This window comes from Leeuwenhoekiella aequorea (genome assembly GCF_004104375.1).
GTDB lineage: Bacteria > Bacteroidota > Bacteroidia > Flavobacteriales > Flavobacteriaceae > Leeuwenhoekiella > Leeuwenhoekiella aequorea.
Window position 1 is genome coordinate 151,418 of the sequence record NZ_QOVM01000002.1, and the last position, 12,019, is coordinate 163,436.

At 34.3% G+C, this 12,019-nt stretch carries 11 protein-coding genes; 8 read left to right on the top strand and 3 right to left on the bottom strand.

Translation table 11 applies throughout. From position 1 onward, the window contains the following. The first annotated feature begins 75 nt into the window (after positions 1-75). On the top strand, positions 76-2,946 hold the full coding sequence (locus DSM00_RS04650; RefSeq protein WP_128756868.1) for a M16 family metallopeptidase: 2,871 nt from the start codon (positions 76-78) through the stop codon (positions 2,944-2,946). A gap of 50 nt (positions 2,947-2,996) precedes the next feature. Here DSM00_RS04650 and DSM00_RS04655 read toward each other — a convergent pair whose 3' ends face one another. Both DSM00_RS04655 and DSM00_RS04660 read right to left on the bottom strand, forming a co-directional pair. After that, entirely contained in the window at positions 2,997-3,821 is an 825-nt protein-coding gene (locus DSM00_RS04655; protein ID WP_128756869.1) for a hypothetical protein, read from the bottom strand. Positions 3,822-3,884: 63 nt separating this feature from the next. Beyond that, positions 3,885-4,619 carry a hypothetical protein gene (locus DSM00_RS04660; RefSeq protein WP_128756870.1) on the bottom strand — a complete coding sequence of 245 codons (735 nt, stop codon included), beginning with the start codon at positions 4,617-4,619 and terminating at the stop codon, positions 3,885-3,887. Positions 4,620-4,755: 136 nt separating this feature from the next. On the opposite strand from DSM00_RS04660, the gene DSM00_RS04665 reads away from it, so the two are divergent. The 7 genes from DSM00_RS04665 to DSM00_RS04695 all read left to right on the top strand — a co-directional run bounded on the left by DSM00_RS04665 (position 4,756) and on the right by DSM00_RS04695 (position 10,414). After that, positions 4,756-5,979 carry an Nramp family divalent metal transporter gene (locus DSM00_RS04665; RefSeq protein ID WP_128756871.1) on the top strand — a complete coding sequence of 408 codons (1,224 nt, stop codon included), beginning with the start codon at positions 4,756-4,758 and terminating at the stop codon, positions 5,977-5,979. After that, the gene (pxpA, locus tag DSM00_RS04670; protein WP_128756872.1) at positions 5,976-6,728 is read left to right on the top strand and encodes a 5-oxoprolinase subunit PxpA; all 753 of its coding nucleotides are present in this window, start codon (positions 5,976-5,978) and stop codon (positions 6,726-6,728) included. The genes DSM00_RS04665 and pxpA overlap by 4 nt, the downstream gene beginning before the upstream one ends. Continuing rightward, positions 6,725-7,453, top strand: coding sequence for a 5-oxoprolinase subunit PxpB (gene pxpB / locus DSM00_RS04675; protein WP_128756873.1), 729 nt, complete (start codon positions 6,725-6,727; stop codon positions 7,451-7,453). Before pxpA ends, pxpB begins: the two co-directional genes overlap by 4 nt. Beyond that, positions 7,446-8,312: a 5-oxoprolinase subunit C family protein gene (locus DSM00_RS04680; protein ID WP_128756874.1), complete on the top strand. Its 867-nt coding sequence runs from the start codon at positions 7,446-7,448 to the stop codon at positions 8,310-8,312. Before pxpB ends, DSM00_RS04680 begins: the two co-directional genes overlap by 8 nt. A 180-nt stretch (positions 8,313-8,492) precedes the next feature. Beyond that, positions 8,493-8,987: a hypothetical protein gene (locus DSM00_RS04685; RefSeq protein WP_128756875.1), complete on the top strand. Its 495-nt coding sequence runs from the start codon at positions 8,493-8,495 to the stop codon at positions 8,985-8,987. Between the two features lie 353 nt (positions 8,988-9,340). Further along, positions 9,341-9,643, top strand: a complete 303-nt coding sequence (locus DSM00_RS04690) for a hypothetical protein (RefSeq protein WP_128756876.1) — start codon at positions 9,341-9,343, stop codon at positions 9,641-9,643. Positions 9,644-9,766: 123 nt separating this feature from the next. Then, positions 9,767-10,414: a response regulator gene (locus tag DSM00_RS04695; RefSeq protein ID WP_128756877.1), complete on the top strand. Its 648-nt coding sequence runs from the start codon at positions 9,767-9,769 to the stop codon at positions 10,412-10,414. On the opposite strand, the gene DSM00_RS04700 is transcribed toward DSM00_RS04695, so the two are convergent. Beyond that, entirely contained in the window at positions 10,411-11,841 is a 1,431-nt protein-coding gene (locus tag DSM00_RS04700) for an aldehyde dehydrogenase (RefSeq protein ID WP_241652355.1), read from the bottom strand. The two genes, DSM00_RS04695 and DSM00_RS04700, sit on opposite strands and share 4 nt — an antisense overlap. Positions 11,842-12,019 lie beyond the last annotated feature (178 nt).

The following is a 12,019-nucleotide window of genomic DNA, read 5'->3' on the forward strand; positions in this document are numbered from 1 at the left end:
GTTGTTCTAAATGCGTCATTTATAAATAAATACCGAACGTATTTATTGTTCTTATTAATCAAAAAATCAAATTCAATGATCAAAACAAAATGGACACCGATGGCTCTTATGCTATCTTTGTTTGTAGTATCATTCGTTTCCTGTGATGACAAAGCAGAGAAAAGCGAAGATATTGCAGAGGCAAATCTCTCAATCGATTATGAAAAGTACGAATTAGAAAATGGCTTAAATGTTGTTTTACACAAAGACACGAGTGATCCTATAGTGTCTGTTGCTATTCAATATGGTGTAGGTTCTAATCGGGAGAAAAAAGGACGTACAGGATTTGCTCATTTATTTGAGCATATGCTATTTCAAGAATCAGAAAATGTTCCGCAGGATCAATTCTTTAAAACGATACAGGATGTGGGAGGTACGCTTAATGGTGGAACCTGGCAGGATGGTACAGTTTATTATGAAGTTGTTCCTAACAATGCTCTGGAGACTGTATTATGGCTTGAGTCTGACCGTATGGGATTCTTAATTAACACCGTGACCGAGTCAGCTTTTGCAAATCAGCAAGAGGTGGTTCAAAATGAAAAACGCCAGCGTGTAGACAACAATCCATATGGTCATACAAGTTGGGTGATAGATAAAAATTTATTTCCAGACGGGCATCCGTATAGCTGGCAAGTAATTGGAGAACTTGAAGATCTTCAAAATGCAACAGTGGCAGATGTTAAAGAATTTTATGACAAATATTATGGTCCTAATAATGCGACGCTAGTAATAGCAGGAGATTTTGATGATGCTAAAACAAAAAAACTTGTTGAGAAATATTTTGGTGAAATAAAGAAACGTCAGGAAGTTGAGCCATTAGCAGTTCAAAATGTAACCCTTGATGCAACTAAGCGCTTGTATCACGAAGATAATTTTGCAACTGCGCCTCAATTAAATATGGTATGGCCTGCAGTAGAATTTTACACAGACGATGCCTATGCATTAGATTTTTTAGGTGAAATTCTTTCTGACGGAAAAAATGCGCCGCTGTATCGAGTTCTAGTAGAAGATATGAATCTTACTTCTCAACCTTATGCCTGGAATAGTGCAGATCAAATTGCCGGAAAATTTAGAATTTCAGTTACTGCAAATTCCGGAGTTGATCTCGATAGTGTAGAAACAGGTATTACTAAAGCCTTTGCTCTGTTTGAAAAAGAAGGAGTTAAAGAAAGCGATATTGAGCGTATAAAAGCGGGGCAGGAAACCGAGTTCTATAACGGTATTAGCAGCGTTTTAGGAAAGTCCTTTCAGCTTGCTCAATATGATGTATTTGCTGGAGATCCTGATTTTATAGAAAAGGATATTCAAAATATAAAAAATGTATCGGCTGCAGATGTGATGCGCGTATATGAGAAGTATATAAAAGGAAAGCCATTTATATTAACCAGTTTTGTTCCTAAGGGACAGTTAGATCTTATAGCTGAAAATTCGGAAAAAGCAGAAATTGTTGAAGAAGAAATCACTGAAAATGTTCAAACAGAAATAGTAGAAAATAAGAAGGAAATAGAGAAAACTCCATCTAAGTTTGATCGTTCTGTTCCTCCGGCAATGGGTGAAACTCCAAAATTAAATATTCCGGATTCTTGGACGGCAAAACTACCTAACCAGATGCAGGTATATGGAATTGTACAAAACGAACTACCTCTTGTGAATTTCAGTCTTGTAATGGATGGCGGTCACTTACTTGATGATTTAAGTAAGAATGGAGTAGCTAACTTAATGAGTGATATCCTTATGGAAGGTACCGCTTCAAAAACTCCGTTAGAACTTGAAGAAGCCATTGACCGATTAGGAGCTAGTATTTATATGTACACAACAAATGAGTCTATTGTGATTAGAGGAAATACACTAGCCCGTAACTTCGATAAAACGATGGAGCTTGTACAGGAAATCATTTTAGAGCCCCGATGGGATGAGAAAGAATTTGCACGTTTAAAAACAAGCACTATTAATGGTATAAAGCGTTCTGATGCTAATCCTGAAGTTATTGCTAACCGCGTTTATAACAAAATGCTGTATGGTGAAGAACATCCTTTAGCGCAATCTACATCTGGTACCATAGAGTCTGTAGAAGCTATCACAATGGAAGATTTGAAAGCTTATTATGAAAATTACTTTTCACCTTCTGTAAGTAAATTTCACGTTGTGGGAGACGTTTCAGAAAATAAGGCTCTAGCGGCGTTAGAAGGATTTAAAGAAAACTGGAAAGCTAAAGACGTTAAGATTCCAGAATTTCCTGTAGCTAACAATAGAGATAAAACATCATTGTATTTTGTAGATGTTCCTAATGCTAAGCAGTCTGTTATTAATATAGGATACATTGCTATGCCGCGTACCGATAAGGATTTTTACGCTGCTGAGGTGATGAACTATAAGTTAGGAGGTTCTTTTTCTGGTAATGTAAATTTAGTACTCCGGGAAGAAAAGGGATATACCTATGGTGCACGCTCTGGTTTTAGCGGAACTAAAATACCGGGAACTTTTACAGCTTCTTCAAGTGTACGTACGAATACAACTGGTGAGTCTGTGAGTATTTTTAAAGATGAGATTGCCAACTATAAGGCGGGAATTTCTGAAGAGGATTTAGCTTTTACCAAAAATGCACTTATCAAATCTAACGCACGTCGTTTTGAAACTCAGGGTTCATTATTAGGAATGCTTCAAGAACGTAGTGCTTATGGTTTAGATGCAAATTATATCGAAAAAGAAGAGGCTACGATTAATAATATGACACTAGAACAACACAAAGCCTTAGCTAATAAATATTTGGACGAGTCTAAAATGGCGTATTTAGTTGTAGGTGATGCTGCAACTCAATACCAACAGTTTAAAAATATGGGCTTCGATGAGGTTGTATTGCTAGATAAAGATGGTAAAGAAGTAAAACTAAAAGAGATTAAAAAATAAAACAGTTTAACTTTTAAAAACCCGCTAAACTTATGTTTAGCGGGTTTTTTTTATCCCTGTGGCCACTCAACTATAAATTTCATTTCAAAATTTATAGCAGCATCCCTAAGTGTAATTTTTGTAGGTCTTCTTGTGTTATATTCTTTAAAGTCAAGGATACGATAATCAGGAGTGTCAAGCATTAAAGACTGTCCTATATTTTTTCCGTCATCATCTCTCAGAGTTATACGCACTTCTTTGGCTAAGTCTATATACAGATCTTCAGAAGAAAAATCAAAAAATAAATCAGTTTGATTTTCACGTGTTTCAGAAATATACCACGTATCAAATTCAAACGAAGGTGTATCAAAACGCTCTACCAATTTCGATTTTGAAAATGCAATTTTCACATCTGCCAGTCGGTTGGAGTCATTTGCATTAAATTCTGGATCCCAGGTTTGATCTTTGTTGTAGAACGAGATGACTTCCGCAGAAATTATACGTACTGCATTTCCGCGAGTAACCGTAATTGTTTCACTAAAAGGCACTTTCTGATTATAAATATCTGTAACTAGAAATTCTAACTTATAGGCGCCTAAAGTAGGATACATAAAAAACAAATCTAAAGTTGTTCCCAAATCATCACCGGTAGAGGAAACCTTTGTAGTGTATGATAACCCGCCATTATCTGTAACTTCAATTTCTTTAATTGGGTTTGAAGTGCTAATAGTAGCTTCTAAAACATAGTCAACAAAAGGAGTAGCGGTATTTGTGGTTATTTGAACACGTAAAGCAGGTAACTGCTCTGGGATATCTTCTTCTGTATTTGATTCGGAATCACACGCGCTAAGCATAGCTAGAAAAAGTATAGAAGCTAAAATTAATTTTATTCGCATATTTCAGTTTAATAGTCCACATGAAAAGTACTACTTAAAAGAATCTGATTTTTTAAAAAATTACTAGTCTTGCATCAATGCTTCGCCTTTAACTAACCAACTAAATCCCAAACACTCTACCGCTAATGCTTCCATCCAGAATGTTAGATTTAATCGATCATAGCTTTCACGGGGTATGATATTTAAAAGACCTAAGAAAATTACACATAAAGCAATAAGCATTATAATGCCACAAACACGATAAACGCGATTCCGTTTTATCTTTTCTGGACTTCTCTTTCCTTTCGGAATATTAGACTTAACAAACAAAAATAGCGACATAAATGCCAAGGCCATTAAAAACAAAGCGGCTGAAATATAATGTACGAGTGCACGCCAGTATTCATAGCGATCTTCAATATAAGTCACTGCATAAGGAATGCTGGAGTCACAGCATCCTGTTCCTAAATTACTCGTCGGAAAAAAAACTACAAACAGAGCAGCTACGCCTGCAGTGTTTGAAATCCAGAAATCTATAGGCTCTTCACCGCTATAAACGATTAAGAAAATACCTATAAGACTTACAATGCCTATAAATAGTGGAGTAGCGCGCGTATAGTAATAATGACTGATAGATTCTAACGGACCATTAAGTTCAAAAAAGGTAAGTGAAACTGCGAGGAGCAGAATAGGGAGTAACATACCGGCAGTGCCTACAATCTTACGTAAGGTTTTGCCTTTATGAAGCCAGATGCCATTATCTGTTTTGTAATTTAAATTCAGTTTATGATTAACAACATCCTGGTCTTTAGTATTCATAACCTACTATTTAATTCATTAGAACTCTAAATTAGTATTTTAATTAGAGTTACATTTTAGGAACTCAGCGTATTTAAGTAACAATACCATCTGGTAACGCAACATTATTTTTATATTTAAAATTTACATTTACTCTATGCGTAATCCATTTAAAAATATAGGACCGGGGGCATTAATTGCAGCGGCCTTTATAGGTCCCGGTACGGTTACCGTTTGTACACTTGCAGGTATTAAATATGGGTATACCTTACTATGGGCAATGACATTGTCTATAATAGCCACCATCGTTTTACAAGAAACGGCTGCGCGTATAGGACTTGTTTCTCAAAAAGGTTTGTCACAAGTTTTACGTACACAGTTACCAGAAGGTATGTTGCGAAAATTCATTTTGGGTTTAGTTCTCGCAGCCATTGTAATAGGTAATGCTGCATATGAAGGTGGTAATATAAGCGGTGGTGTTCTAGGATTACAAGCTCTGGGAAGTAGCGGAATATACTCTATAGGAGCTGTTTCAATTAACCTGTATAGTTTATTGATAGGAGGTATTGCTTTTGTGCTATTGTATATAGGAAACTATAAAGTTTTAGAAAAGGTTTTTCTGGTACTGGTGATTTTAATGAGTTTATCGTTTGTAATAACTGCTATTTTAACCAAGCCGGATGTATTAGGTTTATTGAAAAGCAGTTTCATTCCTTCGTTTCCTAAAGATAGTATTTTGATGATAGTGGCACTTGTAGGAACTACAGTAGTACCTTACAATTTATTTTTACACGCATCTCTTGTTAATCAAAAATGGAAAAATAAAGCTGATTTGCCTGCGGCACGAAAGGATACTATTGTTGCTGTTATCTTAGGTGGACTTGTGTCTATGTGTGTAATTATTGCAGCTAGTTCTTTAAGTGGAGAAAATATAGATAGTGCTGCTGGTCTTGCTCAAAGTTTAGAACCACTTTATGGTAGTGCAGCACGCTACTGCATAGGTTTAGGATTATTTGCTGCTGGTATTACTTCAGCTATTACCGCGCCGCTAGCTGCGGCTTATGTAGCTCAGGGTTGCCTAAATCTTGGCAACGGATTAAAGTCTCGAAATTTTAGGTTGATATGGATGTCGATATTAATTATTGGGGTTTTATTGGCGACTTTTGGCATTAAACCCATACAAATAATACAGTTTGCACAAATAGCGAATGGAATTTTACTTCCGGTAATTGCAGGTATATTAATATGGCTTGCTAATCAGGAAGATTTACTAGGTATTTATAGAAATTCAAAAGTAAAAAATGGTATAAGTTTAATAATATTAGCGATTACTCTCATACTGGGTGTTCGCGCAATTTTAAGCGTATTAGGAATTTTATGACACAACAAAGGCAATTTATAGATCTTAATTGTGATCTGGGAGAAGGTGTAGGTAACGAGCGTGAATTAATGCCTTTAATTAGTTCGTGTAATTTAGCTTGCGGTGGACATGCAGGAGATTTAGAAACAATAAACTCGGTAATCACTTTAGCAACTAAATATAATGTTGAAGTAGGGGCGCACCCGTCTTTTCCCGATCGAGAGAATTTTGGCAGAACCGCTATAAAAATTTCCTTTGAAGAACTGAAAAATTCAATTCTTAAACAAATTGATCTAGTAAAAGAATCTTGTCATAGATTTAATATAAAACTTCACCATATAAAATTTCACGGTGCCTTATATAATCTGAGTGCTTCAAATGAAGATTATGCACAATTTATCACCAGATTAATTGAAGAGTATTATCCGGAAATACCCATTTATGTTCCATTTAATTCTGCAATTGGCAACTTAGCAGACGGACGTGTAAAATTGATCTATGAAGGTTTTGCAGATCGTAATTATGAGAAGGATGGGAGTCTGGTTTCAAGATCAAAAAATGATGCTGTTCTAACCGATTTAAATAGAATTTTTGAGCACGTTTTTGGGATGGTAAATCGCAATGAAATTAAAACCATATCAGACACTATTCTGAATGTAAATATTGATACAATTTGTGTTCACGGAGATACCCCAAAGGCAGTTCAAATTTTAAAAGATTTAAATCATAATCTCCTAAATTCAGGAATAGAAATTAAAGCTTTAAAATGAATTTGAAACCGCAAATTATTAGATATGGAGAACGGGCTATTTTACTACAATGGGATTTTAAAATTACTTCAGAAAATTTACATTTTATATTAAGTTTTAAAAAATATTTAGATGATTTTTATATTAAACGAAATATTTATATAAACAACACATATAATTCATTACTAGTATTTTACAGGAGCTCTATAGATTGTATCTATGATGATTTATCATACTTGAAAACACTTGATTTTTCTACGATTAAACCACTAAGAAATTCTGGAAATTCTTATCATATTCCGGTATGTTATGATCTTGAATTTGGACTTGATTTAGAGTTTCTAGCTACTCAAAAAAGTTTGGAAGTTAATGAGATTATCAACCTACATACTGCTGCAGATTACACTCTTTATTTTATGGGTTTTTTACCCGGATTTTTATACTTGGGCGGTATGCCTGAAACGTTAGCTTATCCACGAAAAATACACCCTCGAAAATCTATTTTAAAAGGGGCTGTTGGTATTGCTGAAAATCAAACCGGAATTTACCCAACTAGTAGTCCTGCAGGATGGCAAATTATTGGCAATTCCCCGGTAAATTTATTTGATAAAAACAAAACAAAACCGTCTCCTTTTGAAGCTGGAGACCGTATTAAATTTTATGAAATAACTTCAAAGGAACACCAGCTCATTACAAATGATATAGCTCAGGGAACTTTCCAATTAAAACCGGAAACAGATGTCTAATATCCATATCATTCAGCCGGGTTTCTTTAGTACAATTCAAGATTTGGGGAGAAATCAATTTACACATTTTGGAGTACCTGTAAGTGGAGCAATGGATAGCTTTTCAGCAACGCAAGCAAATCTTTTGCTCAATAACGATAGAAATGATGCCGTGTTAGAAATTACAATGACCGGCCCTATATTACAATTTGAAAGTGAAACTCAAATATGCATTTGTGGAGCAGAATTTGAAATGCTATTAGATGACAAAGCTATTGTAAATGGAAAGGCATACGTAGTATCTAGAAATTCTAAATTAGTATTTAAGTCTATAAAAAAGGGATTTAGAGCATATCTCGCGGTACAAAATGGTTTTAAAATCCCTGTTGTTTTGGGAAGCCGCAGTCAATATCAAGGTATAACAGAGCAAACACGTTTGCAAAAAGGAGATGTTTTGAATATAGAAACAGTATCTACAACTTCAGGCAACGCCGGAGCTCGTATTAAAATTGAAAACGAACAGTTGTGGGAAACTGAAATACCTGTTTTTAAGGGACCCGAATTTGTAAAGTTATCTTTAGAGCAACAAAATCTTATTTTAAATACGAAATTTTCATTGATGCCTGAAGGCAATAGAATGGCTATTCCTTTAAGAGAACCCTTTTCAAATGAACTACAAGGAATAATTACAGGACCGGTACTTCCGGGTACCGTGCAGTTAACACCTAGCGGATCTTTAATTGTTTTAATGCGTGATTGTCAAGTAACAGGTGGCTATCCTCGAATTTTACAAATTCTAGAAAAAGGTCTATGTAAAATTGCACAGAAGAAGCCAGGAGAGTTTATTACTTTCAAAATGGTTGAATACGATCCGCATTAATAGTTAGATCCTCTTTAAGTCGTATTGTCAATAATAATTACATATGGCAGTAAATGTGATTTCCTTATGAATTTGTTAAGTGATTAAAAATCAACGGGGAATTTCCCCCTATTTATAGCGTTTGACCTTCTGAGGATATTTAAATGTATATTTTAGATGTGATCTCAAACACTTTTAATAATGCACATTAATTTTCATCACCATCGTCTTTGCTATGTGTTTTTAATTACAATTATTACTAGTTGTCACGACCAAGATTCCTATGTAAAACCTCCCGGAGGTGTAATTTCTATCGAAGAAGCAAAACTACTAGATAGAACCTATACAGAAACCCGTCAAGGTATTTTAGAAAATGCATTAGGAAGGGAAGAGGGCAGATCTAGTTGGTGGTCTGTTGAGGAGTTAGAAGCTTATATAGCCTACGCAAAATTCCAAGCAGAAGAAAAAGGAATGCGTGTAAAAGGTTTTAGAATTTATCAAGGTGCATATCCTAAAAATTATGGAGATCATAAGCGAGCGGGCTCTGCAACTCTATTCATCGTTCCTACAGGTACAACTGCAAAAAAAGAAGGAACAATTTTAATTAATCTTGCACCTCTTGAGGGAGGTGATGATTTAGAAATCGCTCCTTTGAATATGGGGCATCCACGTAATCCTCCGTCAGCTAATTACTAGATACTTCGTATGGATGCACTTGGCTCATATTCATATTATCTTGAGATTATTACGCTTATTATAGGTTTAATACGGTACAAAGAATTTAGAAACTTTGAATTTAAGTTTATCCTGTTTTTTTAGCTTATGTTGTTTTAAATATTCTGCTTTTAAAAATTTTTAAAGCTTATTTAATTAATGTTACAGTGTATCACGCTATTAATACATTAATATATTTTGCTTTTTTTCTATTGTGGTATAAATCCTTATTGACAAATACATATCGCAAAAGAATTCTAAGTATTCTCCTCATCATCTTTATAGTATTTTGGATCTACGATATTTTTCTACTTGAAGGGTTTCAGCAGATCTTTATGAGTTACTCGTTTTTACTGGGTACATTTTTGCTAATTATCGCTGTGGTATTTTATTTTATTGAGATGCTAAAGCGTAATGTAGTGCTAAATATAACACGCTCCCCTTATTTTTGGGTGTCTTTCGGGGTATTAGTCTATTGTGCAACTTATTTTGCATTTTATATAACATCTCTTATTTTATCAACCGAAAGTCCGGTTATTTTAAGTGTAGTACTATTTCTCATACATAGCATTTTGTATGGTTGTTTTGGAATCGCTTTTATCAGAGCAAATCGTAAAAAGTTAGAACATCCACTATAATTTTTTATTTAGATTTTAAATTTCTAAAACGAAAAATTATTTCCTTAATTATTCTAAAAATTAATATTCATTTAATTTGACTAAATTTAGAACACTCTAAAACACAACTTAAGTTCTTATTTTATGGATGACTGCATTGTAGGGGTCGTTGATGACCATATGTTATTTGCACAATCTCTTCAAGGATTGATTAATAGCTTTGATGGATTTTCAGTAGCTTTTATAGCACGTAATGGGAGTGATCTTATAAATAAATTAGAAACTATAGACCAGGATCCTCATATTATTTTACTGGATATTAATATGCCCATAATGAATGGTTTTGAAACCATTAACTGGTTAAATGAGCATAGAGCCCAAATTAAAACCATAGCGTTATCAATGGATGATGATGAGGAAACAATAATTAAAATGCTCAAATTTGGTAGTAAAGGTTATTTATTAAAGGACATACACCCCGATACTTTAAAGCTTGCCCTTATTGAAGTGGCAGAAAAAGGACATTATTACACAGATAATGTTACTTCGGCACTACTCAGGGGCTTTTCTCGAAAAGAAGATGCATATTCCCAAATGAATTTTTCTGATCGCGAATTAGAATTTATGGAGCTGGCTTGTTCTGATAAAACGTACAAAGAGATTGCCAGTGATATGTGTTTAAGTCCTAAAACAATAGACAATTATCGAGATACGTTGTTTAAAAAACTAGAGGTTAGAAGTAGAATAGGGCTTGTCCTGTATGCTTTAAAAAATAAAATTGTAAAAAATTAAAGCCAGCCGACCAGCTTCTTTATCCATTTTATTTTTCCTTGATATGGCGCGTAGCGCGTAGGAATATCTATCCAAGTTCCACGGTGAACTATTGATTTTTTGTGAGAGAAGGTTTTAAATGATTTTTCTCCATGGTAGGAACCTATACCACTTTTACCAACTCCACCAAAGGGTAGGTGATGATTTGTAAACTGCACAATAACATCATTAATAGCACCACCGCCAAAAGCATAATCAATACTTATTTTATCAATCATCTTCTTACTTTTAGAAAATAAATAGAGTGCCAGAGGTTTGTCAAATTTTTGCACCCAATAATCTAATTCTTCGTGATCGCTATAGGAAATTATAGGAAGAATAGGTCCAAAAATTTCGTCTTGCATAACCTCAGGAAGCTGCTCTAATTTAGTAGAAGAATTGAGATCGGAAAGATCTAATAGTGTAGGAGAAATGTACAAGTCATTGAGATTGCACGTTCCTCCATAAACAATGTGATCTTTTAAGATGAGACGCTGAAGCCTTTCAAAATTAGATTGGTTTACGATACGTGGATAATCTGGTGATACAAATACATCTTTACCATATGCATTTTCTATTTCTTCAATAAGATAGGTTATGAGTTCGCTTTTTATTTGATGATTGACGAGCAAATAATCAGGTGCAATACACGTTTGACCGGCATTAACAAACTTACCCCAAACAATACGCTTAGCTGTAAGTTTTAATAGAGCAGTCTCATCTACAATACAGGGATTTTTACCTCCTAATTCTAAGGTTACTGGTGTAAGAAACTTTGAAGCAGCCTCATATACAATTTGACCAACTTTAGGACTACCTGTAAAGAATATATAATCCCATTTTAAACTCAGTAATTTTTGTGACTGCTCAACATCGCCTTGTACAACTGCAATGAATTTAGGATCAAATAGCTCCGAGATAATTTGAGCTACAAGCTGCGACGTGTGAGGGGTAAGTTCGCTGGGCTTAAGCACAATCGTGTTTCCGGCCGCTATAGCAGCAATCAATGGAGCCATAATTAACTGGAAAGGATAATTCCACGGACCTATTATTAATGCATTACCATAGGGTTCAAAAATAATTTTAGAGCTTGATGGAAAGTTCAAAATACCAGATGAAACACTTTTAGGTTTTGTCCATTTTTTAAGATTCTTTATAGTTCTGTTGATCTCCTTAACTACAATCAAAAATTCAGTAAGCTCGCTTTCAAAAAAAGGTTTTTTAAAATCTGCATATAGAGCTTCACAAATAGCATTTTCCTTTTCAAGTACAGATTTTTTTAACGCAAGTAGCATTTTGTATCTATATGTGATAGAATAAGTTTCTTTAGTCTGAAAATAATTTTGCTGGATTTTGTGTATTCGCTCTATTTCTTGAACAGAAGTATAATTTGCTGCAGATTCTCTCAATGAATTATAGGCTTTAGTTTATGTGTTATAAATTAAACAAATCTTAAATAATAAGCTACTATTACTTAATAAGCAGAATTATTCTTGAGAATGCTACACGTTACCAAAAGTTGTCCTAAATGTCTTTGACTATGTTCTGCGGCATGAAATAATAAACCTATAACTGTTGACGGTAATT